Here is a 19,320-nt window from a genome sequence, read left to right on the forward strand (position 1 = left end):
TGAATCGCCGAGCCGGCATTCCAAGGCTTGCGACTTGCTTTCTCTCTCGACGAAACCGGAGCTACCATCATGGCTGAAGCGCAAGGCGGCCGTTCGCTCGTCGTCGACGCCGTCACCCACCGCTATCCGAGCGGCGCGCTTGCGGTCGAGAACATTAATCTCGATATTAGGGGTGGCGAGATCATCGCGCTGCTCGGTCCGTCCGGCTGCGGCAAGACCACGTTGCTGCGCATCATCGCCGGCTTCATCGCGCAGACGCAGGGACGCATCATTATCGGCGACGACATCGTCGACGCGCTGCCGCCGAACAAGCGGGCCGTCGGCATTGTGTTCCAGAACTATGCGCTGTTCCCACACCTCTCGATCAGCGAGAACGTTGCCTATGGACTGGCCGCACGCGGCGTCGACAAGACATCGCGCCAGCGCGAGGCACAACGCCTGCTCGAGCTGGTGCAATTGCCGACCATGGCGGAGCGTCTGCCAAGACAGCTCTCCGGTGGCCAGCAGCAGCGCGTTGCCCTTGCCCGGGCGCTCGCGATCAAGCCGTCGATCCTGCTGCTGGACGAGCCCTTTGCCGCGCTCGACAAGAATCTGCGGCTGGACATGCAGATCGAGGTGAAGCGGCTGCAGCGCGTGTCCGGCATCACCACGCTGATCGTGACCCACGACCAGGAAGAGGCGCTGTCGATGGCCGACCGCGTCGCGGTGCTGAGCCACGGCAAGCTCGAGCAGTTCGGCTCACCGTCCGATGTCTACGACCGGCCGCAGACCCTGTTCGTGAACACGTTTGTCGGCTCCACCAACCGCATGCCCGGTGTCGTGGTCTCCGCAGATCGCACGGCCGCAAAAGTGCGTCTCGACGCAGGCGCGGAGATCATCGCCCGGCCGGCGGCGGGCAGCCTCACCGAGGGCGCCCGCGTCACCGTCTGCATCCGGCCCGAGCATCTGCAGTTTGTCGGCGACGCGTCGGGGTTTGCCGGCGTGGTCGGCATGTCGCTGCCGTTAGGTGCCACCGTCGTCCACGAGGTCACCACTGCCGATGGCTCCGGCGTAAAGGTCTCCCAAGCGCGCATCGGCGAGACGCACGCCTTGGCGAGCGGCGCGGCCGTGCGCCTCGCACCGCTCGCCCCCTCGCTCGCAAATGCCTTTCCCGCGACGCTTTAGTTCCAGTCATTGTCCACAACGGAGTTCGACATGATCCTCAACCGCCGCAGCCTGATGACCACCGCCCTCACCCTCGGAGCCATGAAGGCGTTTCCCGGACTGAGCTTCGCCCAGGCACGCCCGCTGGTATTTGCGACCTTTACCGGAAGCTGGGAAGAAGCGCACAAGGCCGTGCTGGTGCCGGCCTTCCGCAAGGCCAACGCCGATGCGGCGATCGTGCTCGACCCCATGCTTTCGGTCGACCAGATCGCGAAGATCAACGCCGCCAAGGCCAACCCGCCCATCGACGTCATGCTGCACGATCCCGGCCCGGCGCTCGTCGCGATCGGCCAGGACCTCGCCGAGCCCTATCCGGTCGAGAAGAGCGCCCATTACAAGGACCTGATCGCCGAGGCGCAGGAGCCGATGGGTCCCGCGCCGTTCTTCCAGGTGGTCGGCCTCACCTACAATCCCGAGGCGATCAAGACGCCGCCGACATCCTGGGCTGATCTCTGGAAGCCGGAATTCAAGGGGCGTGTCGGCATCACCAATCTCAACTCGACGCTCGGCACCGGCTGGCTGGTCGAGATCGCCAAGATGCGCGGCGGTTCGGAAGCCAATGTCGATCCGGGTTTCAAGGCGCTGGAGGAACTCAAGCCCAATCTCGCCGCGGTCGCCGCCAATCCCGGTGCGCTCGCGACCCTGTTCCAGCAGGGCCAGATCGACATCTCGCCCGGCAATTTCAACGCCATCCAGATCCTGAAAGCGCGCGGCGTGCCGGTCGAGTTCGTCGCGCCGAAAGAAGGCGCCATCGCCTTCAAGACCACGATCCACATCGTCAAGAACTCGCCGAACCGCGAGCTGGCCTTCAAGCTGATCGAGGCGGCGCTGACGCCGGAGGTGCAGACCACGTTGATGAACCCGCCCTATCTGATCGTCCCGACCAATTCCAAGGTGACAATGGGCGGCGAGATCGCGCGCGTGCTGGCCAAGGACACCGCGGAGCTGAAGCAGAAATTCGTGTTCCAGGACTGGAAAAAGATCAACGAGCAGCGCTCGGCATGGATCGAGCGCTTCAACCGCGAGATCAAGATCTAGGACAGGCTCAAAACCATGGGCGCAGCTCCGGCATCACGGGACGTCACGTCCTACGGAATGGGATTGGCAGCGCCGCTGGCGCTGTTCTTCCTGCTGTTCTTCGTCGCGCCGCTGCTGCAATTGCTCTGGCTCTCGCTCCACAACGATACGGCCGGGCTCCATTGGGGGCTCGGCCAATACCTGCACTTCCTCACCGATCCCTTCAGCCTCGGCGTGCTCGGCTCGACGCTGCTGCTAGGGGCCGAGGTCACAGCGGTCTGCCTCCTGCTCGGCTTTCCCATCGCCTGGCTGTATCAGCGCGTTGGACCAAAGCTGCAAACCATCATCATCCTGATCGTGCTGCTCCCGCTGCTCACCAGCGTCGTGGTCCGCACCTTCGCCTGGATCGTGATCCTGGGCCGCCAAGGCATCATCAACGCGACGCTACAATCCCTTGGGATCATCGATACGCCGCTCAAGCTGCTCTACACCCAGTTCGGCGTGGTGATCGCGCTGGCGCAGGTGCAGATGCCTCTGATGACGCTGCCGCTGATCACCGCACTCGGCCGGATCGACCCCAATCTCGATGATGCCTCCTGCTCGCTCGGCGCCGGTAGCTGGCGCACCTTCTTCAGGATCGTGCTGCCGCTGTCGCTGCCCGGCGTGATCGCCGGCTGCACATTGACTTATGCCGCGGCCATCACTGCTTTCATCACCCAGTCGCTGATCGGCGGCGGCCAGATGCTGTTCATGCCGATGTATCTCTATCAGCAGGCCTCCACGCTCCAGAACTGGCCGTTTGCGGCAGCAATCTCGATCATCTTCCTGCTCGCCGTGCTCGCGGTCGTGTCCGTTTTTACCACGCTCGGCCGCCTGTCGCGCGGCTATGGAGGTGCCTGATGAGCGGGCGCAAACGCACTCTTGAGGCGCTCAGCTTCGAGCTCGTCATGACCGTCATCGCGGTCATCGCGCTTGTTATCATCATCGCGCCGTCGCTGGTGGTGCTGATCGTGTCCTTCACCAGCGGCTTCTCGCTCAAATTCCCGCCGCCGGGTTATTCGCTGCGCTGGTACGCGGAGTTGTGGAACGCCTGGCAGCTTCACTTCGCGGCCAAGAACAGCCTTGTCGTCGCGTTGTGGGCCACGAGCCTCTCCGTCATCCTCGGCGTCGCGGCGGCGCTCGCAATCTCGAGGTCGCGAACGCTATCGGTGCGGCTGCTCGATTCCCTCTTCATGTCGCCGCTGGTCTTGCCGGCGCTGGCCTTTGGTCTGGCGGCTCTGATGCTATTCTCGCTGGTCGGCCTGCCGGTGTCGCCGCTGACCCTGGTGATCGGCCACACCGTAGTCTGCGTACCCTATGTCGTGCGCAACACGGTCGCCGCACTTGCCCAGCTGGAGCCGACACTCCTGGAAAGCTCGGCGGTTCTGGGCGCGAGCCGGCTCTATACGTTCCGCCGAATCGTGCTGCCGCTGATCCGGCCGGGCATCATCGCCGGTGCCTTCATCGCCTTCATGTCGTCATTCGACAACGTGCCGGTCTCGCTGTTCCTGCGCGATGCCGCGACCGATATGCTGCCGATCCGGATGTGGCAGGACCTCGAGGGTAAGCTGGATGTGACCATCGCCGCGCTGTCGGGTGTGCTCATCATCGCCACCGTCGCGCTGGTCGCGGTGATGGAGCGCGTCACCGGCCTGTCGCGGCGGCTGACAAGCTGATCAGGCGCCGCGGAATAGCGCAAAACCCCAGCGCGTGAATTTCAGCGGCAGATGAAAATGCTCGTTGACATCCTTGATACGGAAGCGAAATGGCGTCACGGTCAGGAAGCCCTCGCTGTCGCCAAAGAATTCGCCGAGATGAAACAGCACCTCGTACTCGCCCGCGGTCACGCCCGCGCCTTGTGCGACGGCATGATCGAGTACGCCATTGGCCCCGAGCCGCCCGTCGGCGATACGCGCGGAGTCCGGATCGATCTGCCAGATCTCAACGCGCAGCCCTTGCGCGGGCCGTCCGCTTGCCACATCGACCGCGTGAATGGAAATACCGCCTGCCACCATGTCCCTCCCGTGAGCGCGGCGCCATGGTAGACGCAAACACACAGCTTCGGCCAGCGTCCGCGTTGCTGCCGGCCCTGGGCGCGATGACCTCGCTCCAGGCGCTGGTGGCGCTGGCCCTGTTTGCGCCGGGCGTGGTCGCGCCGCGCGCCCACATCGAGGTCTGGCAACTCTCGCTGTTCTCCTGCGCGGTTTTCACCATCGGCATTCCCGCCTCGTTCTGGGGTGGCGGCCTTATTGCCCGGATGGGCTCGCTCCGGATCGCAAGCCTCTGTGCGGTGGCGATCGGGATCAGCATGGCGCTGGCCGCGTTCGGCACGACGGCCGCCCTGCTCGCCGCCGGCCTCTGTCTCGGCCTCGCGTTCGGACCGGAGACGCCGGCCAGCGCAGCGCTGCTGGCGCGGCTCGTGACCACCGAACGCCGTGCCTTCGTGTTCTCGGTGCGCCAGACGGGTAACCAGATCGGCGCCGTCTGCGGCTCGCTGGTGCTGCCAGCGGTCGCGGTCTCGCTGGGACCGGCCTGGTGCTATGCGGCGGTCGGCGCCTGCGCGCTGATTGCGATCCTGCTGTATGAGTGGCTGCGGCCGGCCTATGCCGGCAAGGCCACTCCGCCACCAGAACTCGATCTCCGCGGGCGACTGGCACTGGTCACGTCAGACCGGCGGATCGCGACGCTGGCGCTGGCCTCGATGCCGTTCAGCGCTATGCAGGTGTCGCTCAACACGGTCTTCGTCACGCTCGGCACGCGCGAGCTTGGCCTCAACCATATCGAGGCGGGCATGGCGCTGGCCTGCGCGCAGGCCGGCGGCCTCATCGGCCGTCTCGGCTGGGGCTTTGTCGCGATGCGCCTCAACGCCTCCCGCGCGGTACTCGTCGTTATCGGCCTCGGCATGGCCTTCTGCGCCGCGCTGCTCGGCCTCGACGGCGCCTCGCTTGGCCGTACCGGACAGTTCGCCATTGCTGCCCTGTTCGGCCTGACGGCGTCGGGCTGGAACGGCGTTTTTGTTGCCGAGATTGCCCGCCTCGCCCCCCAGGATAGGGTCGGCGAGACCACTGGAGCGGTTCTGACCGCATCCTATGCGGGCCTGCTGGCCGCGCCGGCCGTGGTATCGATCCTGGACGGCGCCGCCAGCCTCGGCGCGGCCTTCTTCGCCTTGGCGGGCCTTGCACTGTGCGGCACATTGGCTCTGATGTGGGGAGACCACGGCAAAGCAGGTCAATAGCGCGCCACGCGCGTCGTATCGGCGTCTCGCGGCGTTGACCACGTCCCGCTAATGCGCCGTTCGTCTCCCCCCGGCATTCGCCTTGCGTGTCGCGCTTCGTTTGCCGGAGCCCTTCGCACCCGCTCCCTTCTTGCGTCCGCCACCAGCCGACGCGGCCATGGCCGGTTTGGCTTTCTGCCAATCGGAGAGGAAGATGGTCTCGAAGTACTTGGCGATGCCCGCATGTTCGAGGATGACGCCGGCGTCGCGATTGGTCTGGACGCCGGACGGCGAAAAGTTCTGGCTGCTGACCACGGCGATCTGGGAGTCGATCACGAAGCCCTTGTTGTGCACGTCAGGCTGCAGGCTGATATTCGCCGTCAGGTCGACGCCTGTCGTTTTCATCTTTTCGACCCATGGCAGCCCCCATCGGGCACTCTCGATCAGCCTGACCTTCTTGCCTTCCGCGATCTTGTTCGCGATTGCCTGGAGCAGCTGCTCGTACAGGCTTCCGTCTCCCTTGGACGACTCAATGTATTGAAGCTGGATGTCGATCGACGTCTTGGCGTTCTCGATCAGATTCATGATGTTCGTGAGATATTGCGGGTGACCACCGGGCAGCAGGTCAGGTGTCAACAACGGCGTGATCGCAAGCGCGCTGTTGGAGAAGGTCTTGGCCGCAACCGGCTTCTTCTTCGCTTGCGCGGGCGTGATGGGCGGCGGATTTGCGTGCGCGGCCTTCTTGGCGCGGGCGTCAGCGATCGCCGTTTCGACGGCAACCGCATTCGGGGCTTGATGCAGGATGGCCTGCCCGTAATCGTAGTTCAGGTAATAGGCGAAGAGCTGCGCAAGAGCCTTGTCCTCGATGATGACGTGCCAGTCGCGATCTTCAGTCACCGGCCGCGGCCGAGCGGGATTCGGCTCATTGCTGTTGTTCAGGTTGCCGCTCGACAGCCAGAACCGCTGGTCGTCCTGGACAATCACCTTGATATGGTAGGCAAAGGGAAACATGAACGCGGTCACAAACGGGTCCTTGTCGTTCAGGGCCCAGGCGATCTTGGCGCGGCCCCCGAGGCCCGCCCTGAGATCCTGCACGGTCACGGAGTCGAGCTGGTCGCGCGTCTCGTTGGGCGCAGGGTCATCGAGAACCATCTGCAACGTCTTTTGACCCGCGAGGTCAGCCAGGAAATCGGCGAGCAGGGACCCTGAGGTGAAGTCATACATCCCCACCACTAGTGAATGCTGCGTCGCGGTCAAAAACTTCGACAGGGTTACGTAGCCTGCATCCGGGCTCACCGCCACAGTGATCGTGGTGTTGAGCTGGCGTCGATCGAGCGCGGGAGCCCCGGCCGGCGGTGAATATTGCAGCGCTTGCTTGGTCGCGTGCGCGGAGATCGCCTCATGGATGGTCGGTTGCGTCGTCCTGGACTGCGCGAATGCCGTCTGCGTGTCGCTGGCGGGATCGTCGAGCAGCTTTCCGCTCGGCATTTCGCGCTCCAGCGGCCAGGTCGGTGCTTTTTCCTCCGGCCGCGCGTGGAGCTCGCTCAGGACCGCCGCCGCAGGGTCGACGACGCGGAGACGTTGATGCGCGCTGGCCTCGCGCACGTCGACGGGGAATTTTCCGAGCTTCGTCGGCAGTAGATCGCCACGGGCGATATCGGCGGGGCTCTTCTTGGTATGCACGGTTACGACGATAGCCTGCTTGCCGGTCAACTGATTACCCGCGATCTCGAAGCCGGGCCGGACGGTCAGCACACCCGGCTTGCGCAACTTTGCCAGGTTCTTCCGAATGGTTTGGTCGATCTCCTGCGCCGCAAATCTACCGGCCGTCTTCATAGTGCACGTCCTCGCGAATGACTGAGCTGCGGCGTTGACCAACTTCCTTGAGCGCCAGAGGTTTGATGCTCTCGGGGATACCCGAGAGCACAGCAAATTGATGATGCCGAAAAGACCGCCTGTGCCCGAGCCGCACGCCTAACCGATTGGGTCGCCGGTGCGATCGTCCGTCTGAAGAGATTGAGTCTGGAAGCGCACAAAGAGGGCAACAATTTCCTGGCCGCTGTTGAAAGACAAGAACAGCGCTCCGTCGCCGTGAACCCGGTTGTCGCTCGCGAATTGCCCGCGATTACCCTGCATCATGTGAATGTCATGAATCCCCCTCTCGGGTTGAAAGCCAAAATACTTATCGACCTGCCCCGCGTCCTCGAAAAATTCGCCAAAGGCCACCACCATGGCGCTTGGGTCCGCTTTCGCCCGTTCAATATTGGCATCGAGCAGGTTTTTGAGCGAAACGCCGCTGCCCGCCGGAGGAATCGGCTGCATCGCATCGACCGGGAAGAGATCGCCGCGTAGATAGTCGAGGCCCCCGGAGCCAGACGGGCCGGTCTGCAGCGCCTGAAAGCCGGGATCGCCGTTGAGATAGGGCGCGAGGTCCAACGTACCGGCTTGCTGGAATTGGTCGTCAAAATAAGCCAGCACCTCGCTCTGATCGACCGACCTGACATTGACGGCGATCCGATAGTCCCCCCCGCCATCCACCCTGATCTCGTAGTGGGGGGAAGCTCCATCCGGGCTCTCAAAGCCGTCCACGACTGAGCCGACCAGGACACCATAGTGACGAACCGCGCCTGGCGGCTTCCTGCGCTTATGAGGCATTGCAGCTCTCCGCTTCAAATGATGCAGTCAACGAACCAAATCGCAGACGTCCAGGGCCTCAACTGCCCGATCTCAGCTGCCTCTCGATCGAATCGGCCGCTCGAAGCGCCAGAGCTGCGACAGTCGACGTCGGATTGGCATTCGCCCCGGTCGGAAAGACGCTGCTGCCGACGACGAACAGGTTGGGGTGGTCAAATGCCCTGCATTCAGGATCCACGACAGCTTTCGTTCGATCCGTTCCCATCCGGGTCGTCCCCATGATGTGACCAGAGCCAAGGAACAGCTTGAAGGTCGGCTGGTCGTCCATCATGAAGCGATGCGTGACGTCAATATGATCGAAGATCTTGTTGTGGAACTGGATGATCTTGTGGAAGCAGCGCTCGACATAGCCGCCGTCATTGTCGAAGACCTTGTAGGCGATCTGCGGTCGCTGAAGACCGAGGTCGTCTTTCTTGTCAGCGGGCGCAAGGCTGACCCTGTTTTCGAGAATGGGTAGCTGCTCGCATGCGCTATTCAGCGTGATCTGGTGGGTCGCATGCTTTGCCAGCGTCTCCTTCAGCTTTGTTCCCGCATAGCCGAAATCCCTCACGAGGTTGACGATACTTCCCGGCAGCCAATCGCCCTGCGCCGTCGAAGGAAACCGACCGCTCCCGCGCGGCCAGCTCGCGATGGTGGAGGCCCAGCCATCGTTCTTGATCGAGCATTTGAAGGACGCGTAGACCTCACGGAATGCACCGTCGCGGAAACCCTCGATGTGCGAGGTGGTCTGCGGTCCCCTGTATGGAAAGACCGGCGCTTTCGCCAGCGCAAACGACTGCTTCATGGGATGATCCATGAGATAGCCGCCCAGGACCGGACCGCAGGAGCGCGCCGCATTCGAGCGCAACAGGATCATCGGATTTTCAATGCCGTGAGCCGCCAGCACAACGATGCGACCTGTCGCGTAACCTTCCGAGACGACGGCCCTCCTGCCGTTCTCCTCCGGCTTGGTGGAATCCTCCTGCCAGACCCAGTTCAAATAGTGGACGCCGACCACCCGCTTTCCCTCGCTGTCGAAATCGAGATTGCGAACGACAGCCTGCTTTCGCAGCGTTGCTCCGGCACGAAGGGCTTTCTCGACATGAAACACCGCTTCGTATCGAGCCTTGATGGGGCACAGCGGCACGCAAGACGTGCGGCCGTCGCAAACCGGGCGGCCGTCATACGGTTGCGAGTTGATCGCATGCGGAACGGGTGTCGGCCGCAGCGAGATCATTTCCCGCTTCATCGGCGTGGGGGCCCCCTCGAGCCGCGCATCCATGTACTCGTCGTCGATAACTTCCTTGAACTGCTGATCGACGTAGCTCTGCGCCAGCGGGGGCATCGGGTAAGGCTTGCTCATCGGGTTGTGGAAGCGAGGCCTCCTGAAGTCGTCCAGGCTTCCCGATACGCCCATCTCCTCCTCGGCCCGAACGTAGTAAGGCTCGATGTCTGAATAGCCGATGGGCCAATCCACGGCTTGCTTCACGTGATAGGTGCTGTTGAGCTTGAAATCAGTCGGCAGCATGCGGACATAGATCGCCTGCCAATGCCAGGTCGTTCCTCCGACGATCCGCTCGTAGAAGCTCTTGAACATGTCGCCGGAATACTGCGGCGGATAATAGAGGTAGTTCGACGTATCCGGAGCATTCGTATTGCGAGGATCCGGCTGCGTGGCAAGGATGTTGTCGCCGCAATACGGACTGTCCGTCGCCTTGGACGTCGAAGCCGCGTAGGCGGACAACAGCTCATAACGGCCGATCGATTCGCGTGCGACGCCGCCGGCTTCCAGGATCAGGACGCGAAGTTGCTTTCGCGCAAGCTGATTCGCGATGAGCGCGCCGCTCACTCCTGAGCCAACGATAATGACGTCGTATTCGGGTTGAGAAATCCTGGTCGCCATGCACTCCCCCTTCGCTCGGAAAATCTGCAGGCCGTTAATGCAATCGTGACCTAGGCCAGACGAGGGGCCTTGGCCCAGTAATTTGGCTGGAAGGGCTTCATCGGCATCATCGGTGCATGCGCACCAATGACCTTCCAAATTATTCCTTGCTCGTATTGATCAGTCGTGCCGTAGACCCACGCGGGACCGACGGTCGTATTCAGGAAGAATGCGGACAGATACCAAAGATAGATCAGCTGCTCCGCAGCGGCCCGAATATCCTTGTTGTTCATGATGGCGTCCGCGGTCTCGGCATTCGCCGCAATCAGCTTGCGAACATCGATCGCCGGGACGTTTAATTTGGCGAATCGCACGAGATACTCGCGGCCGAGGCGAATATCGTGCAGTAACGCAAGCGGCATGCCCGTGAGTGTTCGCGAGACCTTCATGAAATCGGCAAGCAGGTCGTCGAGATCGTCGCCCAGGGCCTGTTCAGGAGCCGAGACATGGCACTGGGCCTCGCCCTCCTCCCAGATGTTTGCCTGGACCGCCGGGGCGAGGAAAGCGTTTCCGGCCGCGGCAAGGCCCGTGATCGCTACGCCTTGCAGCAGATGTCTTCGATCGATCGCAATGACAGAATGGCTGGAAGGTACGTCTGAAGCAGATCGGCTCATTGCAATGCCTCCGCCAAAACAGACTGGAAAATGAGAAAATCAATCCGCTTACGCAAGTTACTCTTGATAGGGTATTCAACGCAAGAGCGAGGTTCGCTCACTCGGCTTTTTTCATCGCCCACACGTTACACGGGTGAAGCCCGAGGTGCTAACGTCGACCACAACACACCATTCCTGTCGTTCCGAAAGTGAAGCAGGCCACAGATTGGAGTGTATTTTTGATGTTCTGCCTTGCATGCACGCCGGTTCGAAAAGGCAAACTTCAACGCTCGGACGGATCTGATTCAAAGTTGATTTGGTTGATAGGACAGGCAGGATGACCGATGCAATGCAAGGGAGTTCAACCATTCGTTGAATTGGCAGCGTCGGTCCTAGAGATGGGATGGCGGCTGGACGCTCGTTCTCATCGCGTGTTCGCCTCAGCGAAATTCGGGTTGCGAGCTGCCGCCCAGCCAGATTGGACCGGCGCATGAAGGCGCCCAAAACAGAGGTCCGATGCGACGCGTGTAGCGGCACAGGATCTCAGCCGGCCAAGCACTCGAAAAGACCAGGACGGCGCATCTTCCCGCCCAAGTGCAAGAAATGTGGCGGCAGGGGGAGAATCCCTGCCGAACTCCGGCTTGGGATGATCCCTCCCGCCAAGCCGCGCTTCCGGCCTTCCTGAAATCGAGAGATCAGCTTCCTAGACGATGCCTGCCGAAGTCCCGCCGGCGCTGGGACGTTCGCTCGCCTTCCTCGCCCGGTAGCTGGACGCGCGATACGCGGCAATTGGTGCGATAGCCCCGCCGGCCCGCATGCGCGCGACACCAAGGAGCGGCGAGACATCGGTGGTGAAGGCACGTTTCAATTCAAGATGCGCGCCGAGCGCATCGTTCGCGTCCTGCGCCGCTTCAAGGGCGGGGCGATCGACGATCAGAGCCTGTGCATAGGCGCGCTGCAACTCGATTGCCGATTGCATCAGGCTCTCGATCGGATCGGTCACGTTGTGCGACTGATCGATCATATAAGCGGGCGCTAAGCCTTCCGCTTTGCGACGCTCGGCGTCGATCAGCTCGTTGAAAACAAGAAACAGCCGGAACGGCTCGACCGAGCCGCTGTCGAGATCGTCATCGCCATATTTTGAATCATTGAAGTGAAAGCCGGCGAGCTTCCCGAAGCGAACGAGCCGAGCCACGACCTGCTCGATATTCACGTTCGGCGCATGATGGCCAAGATCGACAAGGCAATGCGCCTTGGGCCCGAGTTCCTGCGCGACCGCAAAACTCGTGCCCCAGTCCGAGATTACGGTCGAATAGAACGCCGGCTCGTAAAGCTTGTGCTCGAGGAACACCCGCCAGTCGGCGGGCAGTGCCGCGACGATCTCACGCATCGCGTCGATGTAGCGGTCGAGCGCCTTGGTCAGATTCGACTGGCCGGCAAAGTTCGAGCCGTCGGCGATCCAGACGGTCAGCGCTTTCGAGCCGAGCTTACGGCCGATCTCGATACATTCGACGTTGTGGGCGACGGCCTGCGCGCGCACCCGCGCATCGGTATGCGAGAGCGAGCCGAATTTATACGAAAGCTCCTGGCCCGGCTGATCCTGGAAGGTGTTCGAGTTGACTGCGTCGAAGGCCAGGCCCTGACCCGCGGCCTGTTCGTGCAAGGCGACATAGTCGTCAACCTTGTCCCACGGAAAGTGCGGCGAGATCGTCGGAGTTGCCCGCGTCAATTGCTGGATCACCGCGCAATCATCGATTTTCTCGACGACATTGCGCGGCTCACCCGGCCCCGGAAAGCGGGCAAATCGCGTCCCCCCAGTGCCGACGCCCCAAGTCGGAATAGCGACGCCGAAGGCCATGACCTTCTGCACCAGAACGTCCGCATCGATCCGGTGCCGCGCCAGCGCGCGCTTCAGGGCGTCATAGTCTTCGCTGATCGCGCCTTCGAGCCGCGCATTGTGTTCGGCGATGAAATCCGCGCTGATCGAGAACGGGGCGCTCATCGCGTGAAGGCCTGGGCGTTGCCGGCATCGACATTGAGAATGTTGCCGGTCGACTTGGCCGAAAGGTCGGACGCGAAGAAGTAGACGCCCTCGGCGACGTCCTCGGGGAAGACCGACAGTTTGAGCATCGAGCGTTGGCGGTAGACTTCCTCAAGTTGGTCCTCCGCAACCTTGTTGGACGCCGCGCGTTGCTGGCGCCATTCGCCCTCCCAAATCTTCGAGCCGCGCAGCACCGCGTCGGGGTTGACCGTGTTGACGCGGATGCCATGCGCGGCGCCTTCCAGCGCCAGGCAGCGGGCGAGATGGATCTCCGACGCCTTGGCGGCGCAATAGGCCGAGGCGCCGGCCGATGCGGCAAGGCCGTTCTTCGAGGCCACGAAGATGATGGCGCCGCCGATGTTCTGGCGCTGCATCAGCCGGAAGGCCTCGCGCGAAACCAGGAAATAACCTGTGGCGAGAATGTCCATGTTCTTCTGCCACAGCCCAAGACTCGTATCCTCGACAGGTGAGGCCGAGGCAATTCCCGCATTCGAGACGACGATATCGACGCCGCCAAAGGCGCGCGCGGCCTCCTCGAACGAGGCGACCACCGCCGCCTCGTCGGTCACATCGAGCTTCACGCCGATCGCCGCATCGCGGCCATGGCGCTTCGTGATCGCCGTAACACGTTCGTTCAGCGCGCTCTCGTCGATATCCGCAATGATGAGGCAAGCGCCTTCGCCGAGCAGCCGCTCCGCGGTTGCCCCGCCAATGCCGCCGGCACCGCCGGTCACATAGGCGATCCGCCCGGCAAGCGATTTCGGCTTGGGCATGCGCTGGAGCTTGGCCTCTTCCAGCAGCCAGTATTCGATGTTGAAGGCTTCCTGTTCGGCAAGGCCGACATAGGCGCTGACGCCCGAGGCGCCGCGCATGACGTTGATCGCGTTGACGTAAAACTCGGCCGCAACGCGCGCCGTCGCCTTGTCCTTGGCAAACGTGAACATGCCTACCCCCGGCACGAGATACACCACCGCGTTGGGATCGCGCATGGCCGGCGAGTCAGGACGTTTGCAGCGCTCGTAATAGGCGGTGTAGTCGCGCCTGTAAGCTGCAAGGACCTCGTCGAGGCCGGCGATCACCTCGCCGAGATTGTCGCGGACGGGATCATAGGGCAGCAGCAAGGGGCGGATCTTGGTGCGAAGAAAATGATCCGGACAGGAGGTGCCGAGCGGCGCCAGCTTCGTCAGCGCGCTGGAGTTGACGAATTCCAGCACCTCCGGCGCATCGGTGAAATGGCCGATCTTGCGCTCATCCGCGGAGATCTTGCCACGGATCAGCGGCATCAGCCTCGCCGCGATCGCGCGGCGCCTGTCCGGTGCGGCCGTCTGGACCATGGCGCCGCCGAAGGCCGGCTTCTGCTCGTGTGCGGCGAGCCAATCGGCGGCCTGCTGAATCACGCGCAAGGTCATCTCGTAACAGGCCTTCGACGTCTCGGCCCAGGTAAAGAGCCCGTGCCCGCCGAGAACCACGCCGACGTAGTCGGGATGGCACTTAGCCATCTCGCCGAGCTTCAGGCCGAGATCGAAGCCGGGCCGCTGCCACGGGAGGAAGCCGAGCTTGCCGCCGAACACCTCGCGGGTGAGACGCTCGGCGTCTTCCGAGGCGGCAATGGCGATGACCGCATCGGCATGGACATGATCGACGTGCCGGTGCGGCACAAAGGCGTGCAAGGGCGTATCGATCGACGTCGCGCGCGGATTGAGATCGAAGGTGCAGTGATTGAACATGGCGACCATCTCGTCCTCATGGGCGAGGCCGCGATAGAGGCCTTTCAGACCTTCCAGCTTGTCGAGATACAGCGTCGAAAAGCCGTCGCGCTTCATCGAGCCGATGTCGCCGCCGGAGCCTTTGACCCAGAGCACGCGCACGCTCTCGCGCGTCAGCGGATCCTTCATCTCGATCTTGGCCGAGGTGTTGCCGCCGCCGAAATTGGTGATGCGTAGATCGGCCCCGAGCAGGTTCGAGCGGTACAGCAATTGACCGGCTTCATCGAGCCCGGCAGCGAACGCGTCGTCCCAAAGATTTGGCAGGGGCGTGGCCGCAACCTCGCTCATGACGCATCCTCCCTGTGCTCGATCTTTCGGTCAGCTTAGGCCAGGGATTCAATCAAGGTCAATCACCGGCACTCAGGACCGCGACGCAATATGATTGATGCAGCGCGATATTGAGCGAATATGACGGTTTGCAGTTGACCACCGGGCGGGAGCATGACCTATTTACGAGTAAAAGGGAGGGCGACGTGCACGAGCGGGAACGCTGGCAGGTCATCAAGGCATTGTTGCGCGAGCGGTCACTCGTGCGCATTGCCGACGCTTGTCACGCGACCGGCGTCTCCGAGGCCTCAATACGGCGCGATTTCGCCAGGCTCGCCGAGCAAGGCGTCGCGATCAGGGTGCACGGCGGGTTAGAAGCGCTGCCGGACACCGCCAGCGCACCAAGCGACGTCCTCTCTCTTGCCACCCGCTCCTTCGACGTCAGCCAGACGCTCAACATCGATGCCAAGCGCGCCATCGCGAAAGCGGCCGTCGCCCTCTGCGCCGATGGAGACACGATCATCATCAATGGCGGCACGACCACTTATCAGATGGGCGAGTATCTGCGCGAGCGCCGCCTGAAGGTCTTGACTAATTCCTATCTGCTCGCCGACGCGCTGATCCACACATCGAAATGCCGCGTCGCGTTGCCGGGCGGCGAGGTCTATCGTGAGCAGGGCATGATCGTCTCGCCCTTCGACGAGGACGCGATCCAGCATTATTCGGCGACACGAATGTTCATGAGTGCGATCTCGATCGGACCGCTCGGCGTGATCGAGGGCGATCCCCTGCTCGCCCGCGCCGAATCGAAATTGTTGAAACGTGCCGACAAGCTGATCGTGCTCGCAGATTGCTCGAAATTCGTCTCGCGCGGCAGCCTTGTCGTCTGCCCGCTCTCGCGCATCGACACGCTGATCACCGATTGCGACGCGCCAAACGACGCACTCGACATGCTGCGCGGACATGGTGTCCGCGTCGTAATTGTCGATGCGAGCGCTCAAACCACTGCGGCGGCGTGACCATGACAACGGACCCGCATCGTGAAGCTCCAACCGCACCGCTCCTGTCGGTGCGTACGATCGAAAAGTCTTTTCCAGGCGTGCGGGCCCTGTCCGGCGTCTCGTTCGAGGCCGCCAGGGGCGAGGTCCACGCCTTGCTCGGCGAGAACGGCGCTGGCAAGTCGACGCTGATCAAGATCATCTCCGGCGTATTCCCGCCCGACCGCGGCGAGGTGCTCGTGGATGGCAGGCCGGTCGACCTTGCGCGGCCGGACGATGCCAGGCGCGCCGGCATTGCCACGATCTATCAGGAGCTGTTGCTGTTCCCGGAGCTTACGGTCGCCGAGAATATCTTCATGGGTCACGCGCCGCGCGCGGGCCTTGGCCGGATCGACTGGCGGGCGATGCACGAGAAGACCAATGCCCTGCTCGCCTCACTCGAGATTCATGATCTGCAAGCCGACCGTGTCGTCGGCTCCCTCAGCGTCGGCAATCGCCAGCGCGTCGAGATTCTGCGCGCCCTGTCGCAGGATGCGCGCATCCTGATCATGGACGAGCCGACAGCGGCTCTGACCGAGTACGACGTGACGCGCCTGTTCGACATCGTGCGCAAGCTCAAAGGCCGCGGTGTCGCTGTGATCTATATTAGCCACCGGCTCGACGAGATTTTCGCCATCGCCGATCGGGTCACCGTGCTGCGCGATGGCGCACATGTCGCAACCAGGCGCGTCGCGGACACGGACGCAGCCGAGCTCGTGCAATTGATGGTCGGCCGCAGGATCGAAAGCCTGTTCCCGAAGGTCACGGTTCCGATCGGCAAACCGGTGCTTGAGGTGATGGGTCTCGAGCGACGGCCGCTGACGAGGAGCGTCTCGCTCACGGTGCGGGCCGGCGAGATCGTCGGCCTTGCCGGCCTCGTCGGCTCGGGTCGCAGCGAGCTCGCGCAAACCATTTTCGGCGTCACGCCGGCCGATGGCGGCGAGATCCGGATCGACGGGCAGCAAGCCGATATTCGCTCACCGGCCCAGGCGCGCTCCCTGGGTATCGCCTACGTTCCCGAGGATCGCGGCACGCAAGGCCTGGTGCGGCCGATGACGGTGCGCGAGAACTTCAGCCTCGCCGCGCTGGGCAAGGTCGCGTTCGGCGGCTTCATCGATCGCGGCGCCGAGCGCAGGCTCGCCGGCGATGGCGTCAAGCGCTTTGCCGTCAAGACGAGCTCGCTCGAGCAGGTCGCGGGCAAGCTCTCCGGCGGCAACCAACAGAAGATCGTGCTCGGCAAATGGCTCGCCAATGGGCCGAAGCTGTTGATCCTCGACGAGCCCACGCGCGGCATCGACGTCGGCGCCAAGGCGGAGATCCATCGGTTGATGGGCGAGCTCGCGGCCCAGGGCCTCGCCATCCTGATGATTTCGAGCGAGCTGCCGGAGGTGCTCGGCATGAGCGACCGCGTGCTCGTGATGCGCGAAGGCCGTGTCGTTGCCGAATTCCCGCGCGAACAAGCGACGCAGGAGTCGGTCGGCGCAGCGATGATGGGGAGTCATGAAAACGCGGAGAAAGCCGCATGACGGCGGTCACCTTGGTCAGCGCCGAGGTTAGTCCGCGGCGGCGGCTGAAGGTGCTCGCCTCGCAGGAGGCCTTGCTCGCGATCGCGGTCATCGGCCTTGCCATCGCGGTCGGCCTTTACAATCCGCGCTTTCTGGCGGCACGCAACCTTTCCGACGTACTGCTAGGGAACGCCTATATCGCTGTCGCCGCAGTCGGCATGTCGATGGTGATCGTATCAGGCAACATCGATATTTCCGTCGGCGCGCTGATCGGCGTCCTCGCGACGATCAGCGGAACTCTGGCCGTGAATGGCGCGCCGATCGTGGTCGCCTGGCTGGCAGCACTCGTTGCCGGCGTCGTGGTAATGGCCTTGCAGGGTGTCATCATCGCCTATCTGCGCATTCCCGCGATCGTGGTGACGCTCGGCATGCTGTCGATCCTCAAGGGCGGCCTGATCAGCCTCACCGGGGGCAAATGGATCACCGACCTGCCCGATAGCTTCCATCTCGCCGATATCGAGCTCTTCGGCATGCTGCCGTTTCCGGTCTTTCTCATGATCGCGGTGACGATCCTGGCCGCGTTGTGGATGCGCTATTCGGCCTCGGGCCGCGCGATCTACGCGGTTGGCGGCAACGCCGAAGCAGCGCGGCTGTGCGGCATTTCGCAGCCGCGGACGATCGTGATGGTCTTCGCGCTGCATGGCTTGTTCGCAGGAGCTGCCGCCCTGCTCTACGCGACGCAACTGCGCGTCATCCAGTCGACCGTGCCGCCCAATCTCGAGCTAACGATCATCACTGCATCCGTCGTCGGAGGCGTCAGCATTCTTGGCGGCGTCGGCACGGTCGTCGGTTCGACCCTTGCGGCCGTCCTGATCGCCGAGATTGCCAGCGCACTGGTCTTCATCGACGTCTCGCCCTACTGGATTCGCGCAGTGCAGGGCGTTCTCATCCTCGTGACCGTGATCGCCGACATTCTGCGGCGCCGGCGCATGGCCGGAGCATGAGCGCCATGAGCGAGATCCCCCTCCCCCAAGCCGCCAAGCGCGTCATGCCCTGGTGGCTGCTGCGCCACGAGACCATGCTCGCGGTGATCCTGCTCATCGCGCTGATCGGGCTGGGGAGCATGAACAGCCGCTTCCTCACGCTCGACAATCTGCTCAACCAGGGCAGGCTGACGACCGAGGTCGGGCTCATCGCGCTGCCGATGACCTTCATCATCATCACCGGCGGCATCGATCTCTCGGTAGGCTCGATCGTCGGGCTCTGCGCGATCCTGCTCGGCTACTCCTGGAAGGTTTTCGGCTTTCCCCTGCCGCTGGCGATTGTCTTCTCGCTGTTCATCGGCGGCGTGGCGGGGTTCCTCAACGGAATCGTCATCACCAGGGTGAAAGTGCCGCCGCTGATCATGACCATTGCGACCCTCGCCCTCTACCGCGGCCTCGCCGAGGGGATCAGCCAGGCGCGTTCGGTGCGCGGCTACCCGGAATGGTTCTACTTCATCGGACAGGACAATCTCTTCGGCGTGCCGGCGCAGCTCTGGCTCTTGCTGATTGCAATCGTGGTGACGGCAATCGTTCTCGACCGCACAACGTTCGGCCGGACGCTCTATGCGATCGGCAACAATGAGACTGCGGCGCGCTTTTCCGGGTTGCCGGTCGATCGCGTCAAGCTGATCATCTACACTCTATCGGGTTTGATGGCCGGCCTTTCCGCGTGCGTTCTCGTCTCCCGCGTCACCACGACCCGCTCGGACATGGGGATCGGCTATGAGCTGGACGTGATCGCGGCGGTCGTGCTCGGCGGCACCAGCATATTCGGCGGCGTTGGCACCATCTGGGGTACCGTAGTGGGCCTCGCGATGATCCAGCTGTTGAAAAACGGGCTGGCCCTGACCGGCGTCAAGGGCGACGCGACGATCGTCGTCATCGGCACGGTCCTCATCCTTTCAACTCTTGTGGCGAGTTCGCTCCAGCGGAGACGCGAGGGCGTTTGACGGCGTGTCTAGCCGCAAAAAAGCGGCATC

16 protein-coding genes are annotated in these 19,320 nt (G+C 63.1%); 9 read left to right on the forward strand and 7 right to left on the reverse strand.

Annotated features, from left to right (window positions below):
* Positions 1–69: 69 nt before the first annotated feature.
* From XH80_RS31620 to XH80_RS31635, 4 genes are read left to right on the forward strand one after another with little or no spacing between them, the layout of a single operon-like run.
* Positions 70–1,164, forward strand: a complete 1,095-nt coding sequence (locus XH80_RS31620; RefSeq protein WP_271601984.1) for an ABC transporter ATP-binding protein — start codon at positions 70–72, stop codon at positions 1,162–1,164.
* Between the two features lie 30 nt (positions 1,165–1,194).
* Positions 1,195–2,241: an ABC transporter substrate-binding protein gene (locus XH80_RS31625; protein WP_057758582.1), complete on the forward strand. Its 1,047-nt coding sequence runs from the start codon at positions 1,195–1,197 to the stop codon at positions 2,239–2,241.
* A 15-nt stretch (positions 2,242–2,256) separates the two neighbouring features.
* Complete coding sequence (locus XH80_RS31630) at positions 2,257–3,120, forward strand: ABC transporter permease (protein ID WP_271601985.1); 864 nt, start codon at positions 2,257–2,259, stop codon at positions 3,118–3,120.
* The gene (locus tag XH80_RS31635; protein ID WP_271601986.1) at positions 3,120–3,935 is read left to right on the forward strand and encodes an ABC transporter permease; all 816 of its coding nucleotides are present in this window, start codon (positions 3,120–3,122) and stop codon (positions 3,933–3,935) included. Before XH80_RS31630 ends, XH80_RS31635 begins: the two co-directional genes overlap by 1 nt.
* Here the strand turns inward: XH80_RS31635 and XH80_RS31640 are convergent, their stop codons facing one another.
* The gene (locus XH80_RS31640; RefSeq protein WP_057759084.1) at positions 3,936–4,271 is read right to left on the reverse strand and encodes a hydroxyisourate hydrolase; all 336 of its coding nucleotides are present in this window, start codon (positions 4,269–4,271) and stop codon (positions 3,936–3,938) included.
* A gap of 26 nt (positions 4,272–4,297) precedes the next feature.
* Between XH80_RS31640 and XH80_RS31645 the strand changes: the two genes are divergently transcribed.
* The gene (locus tag XH80_RS31645; RefSeq protein WP_271601987.1) at positions 4,298–5,494 is read left to right on the forward strand and encodes an MFS transporter; all 1,197 of its coding nucleotides are present in this window, start codon (positions 4,298–4,300) and stop codon (positions 5,492–5,494) included.
* 48 nt (positions 5,495–5,542) lie between these two features.
* Here XH80_RS31645 and XH80_RS31650 read toward each other — a convergent pair whose 3' ends face one another.
* From XH80_RS31650 to XH80_RS31675, 6 genes are all read right to left on the reverse strand, one after another.
* Positions 5,543–7,309 (reverse strand): phospholipase D-like domain-containing protein, encoded by a 1,767-nt coding sequence (locus XH80_RS31650; protein ID WP_271601988.1) that lies wholly within the window; start codon positions 7,307–7,309, stop codon positions 5,543–5,545.
* A 138-nt stretch (positions 7,310–7,447) separates the two neighbouring features.
* Positions 7,448–8,128 carry a DUF2278 family protein gene (locus XH80_RS31655; RefSeq protein WP_271601989.1) on the reverse strand — a complete coding sequence of 227 codons (681 nt, stop codon included), beginning with the start codon at positions 8,126–8,128 and terminating at the stop codon, positions 7,448–7,450.
* Positions 8,129–8,186: 58 nt separating this feature from the next.
* On the reverse strand, positions 8,187–10,049 hold the full coding sequence (locus XH80_RS31660; RefSeq protein ID WP_271601990.1) for a GMC family oxidoreductase: 1,863 nt from the start codon (positions 10,047–10,049) through the stop codon (positions 8,187–8,189).
* A gap of 50 nt (positions 10,050–10,099) precedes the next feature.
* Positions 10,100–10,702, reverse strand: coding sequence for a hypothetical protein (locus XH80_RS31665; protein ID WP_271601991.1), 603 nt, complete (start codon positions 10,700–10,702; stop codon positions 10,100–10,102).
* A 682-nt stretch (positions 10,703–11,384) separates the two neighbouring features.
* Positions 11,385–12,683 (reverse strand): L-rhamnose catabolism isomerase, encoded by a 1,299-nt coding sequence (gene rhaI, locus XH80_RS31670; protein ID WP_271601992.1) that lies wholly within the window; start codon positions 12,681–12,683, stop codon positions 11,385–11,387.
* On the reverse strand, positions 12,680–14,776 hold the full coding sequence (locus XH80_RS31675; protein ID WP_271601993.1) for a bifunctional rhamnulose-1-phosphate aldolase/short-chain dehydrogenase: 2,097 nt from the start codon (positions 14,774–14,776) through the stop codon (positions 12,680–12,682). Before XH80_RS31675 ends, rhaI begins: the two co-directional genes overlap by 4 nt.
* Positions 14,777–14,961: 185 nt before the next feature.
* Between XH80_RS31675 and XH80_RS31680 the strand changes: the two genes are divergently transcribed.
* From XH80_RS31680 to XH80_RS31695, 4 genes are read left to right on the forward strand one after another with little or no spacing between them, the layout of a single operon-like run.
* A complete protein-coding gene (locus tag XH80_RS31680; RefSeq protein WP_271601994.1) occupies positions 14,962–15,774 on the forward strand; it encodes a DeoR/GlpR family DNA-binding transcription regulator in 813 nt (270 codons plus the stop codon).
* Positions 15,775–15,776: 2 nt separating this feature from the next.
* On the forward strand, positions 15,777–17,318 hold the full coding sequence (locus tag XH80_RS31685; protein WP_271601995.1) for a sugar ABC transporter ATP-binding protein: 1,542 nt from the start codon (positions 15,777–15,779) through the stop codon (positions 17,316–17,318).
* Complete coding sequence (locus XH80_RS31690; protein ID WP_271601996.1) at positions 17,315–18,301, forward strand: ABC transporter permease; 987 nt, start codon at positions 17,315–17,317, stop codon at positions 18,299–18,301. Before XH80_RS31685 ends, XH80_RS31690 begins: the two co-directional genes overlap by 4 nt.
* Positions 18,298–19,290 (forward strand): ABC transporter permease, encoded by a 993-nt coding sequence (locus XH80_RS31695; RefSeq protein ID WP_271601997.1) that lies wholly within the window; start codon positions 18,298–18,300, stop codon positions 19,288–19,290. Before XH80_RS31690 ends, XH80_RS31695 begins: the two co-directional genes overlap by 4 nt.
* Positions 19,291–19,320: the final 30 nt, after the last annotated feature.

The sequence above is a fragment of the Bradyrhizobium sp. CCBAU 45384 genome, from assembly GCF_028128665.1.
GTDB lineage: Bacteria > Pseudomonadota > Alphaproteobacteria > Rhizobiales > Xanthobacteraceae > Bradyrhizobium > Bradyrhizobium manausense.

Bases quoted from the DNA above. Each gene is read 5' to 3' on its own strand.
- XH80_RS31620 (WP_271601984.1), top strand. From the start codon at position 70: ATGGCTGAAGCGCAAGGCGGCCGTTCGCTCGTCGTCGACGCCGTCACC.
- XH80_RS31625 (WP_057758582.1), top strand. From the start codon at position 1,195: ATGATCCTCAACCGCCGCAGCCTGATGACCACCGCCCTCACCCTCGGA.
- XH80_RS31630 (WP_271601985.1), top strand. From the start codon at position 2,257: ATGGGCGCAGCTCCGGCATCACGGGACGTCACGTCCTACGGAATGGGA.
- XH80_RS31635 (WP_271601986.1), top strand. From the start codon at position 3,120: ATGAGCGGGCGCAAACGCACTCTTGAGGCGCTCAGCTTCGAGCTCGTC.
- XH80_RS31645 (WP_271601987.1), top strand. From the start codon at position 4,298: ATGGTAGACGCAAACACACAGCTTCGGCCAGCGTCCGCGTTGCTGCCG.
- XH80_RS31650 (WP_271601988.1), bottom strand. From the start codon at position 7,309: ATGAAGACGGCCGGTAGATTTGCGGCGCAGGAGATCGACCAAACCATT.
- XH80_RS31655 (WP_271601989.1), bottom strand. From the start codon at position 8,128: ATGCCTCATAAGCGCAGGAAGCCGCCAGGCGCGGTTCGTCACTATGGT.
- XH80_RS31660 (WP_271601990.1), bottom strand. From the start codon at position 10,049: ATGGCGACCAGGATTTCTCAACCCGAATACGACGTCATTATCGTTGGC.
- XH80_RS31665 (WP_271601991.1), bottom strand. From the start codon at position 10,702: ATGAGCCGATCTGCTTCAGACGTACCTTCCAGCCATTCTGTCATTGCG.
- rhaI (WP_271601992.1), bottom strand. From the start codon at position 12,683: ATGAGCGCCCCGTTCTCGATCAGCGCGGATTTCATCGCCGAACACAAT.
- XH80_RS31675 (WP_271601993.1), bottom strand. From the start codon at position 14,776: ATGAGCGAGGTTGCGGCCACGCCCCTGCCAAATCTTTGGGACGACGCG.
- XH80_RS31685 (WP_271601995.1), top strand. From the start codon at position 15,777: ATGACAACGGACCCGCATCGTGAAGCTCCAACCGCACCGCTCCTGTCG.
- XH80_RS31690 (WP_271601996.1), top strand. From the start codon at position 17,315: ATGACGGCGGTCACCTTGGTCAGCGCCGAGGTTAGTCCGCGGCGGCGG.
- XH80_RS31695 (WP_271601997.1), top strand. From the start codon at position 18,298: ATGAGCGCCATGAGCGAGATCCCCCTCCCCCAAGCCGCCAAGCGCGTC.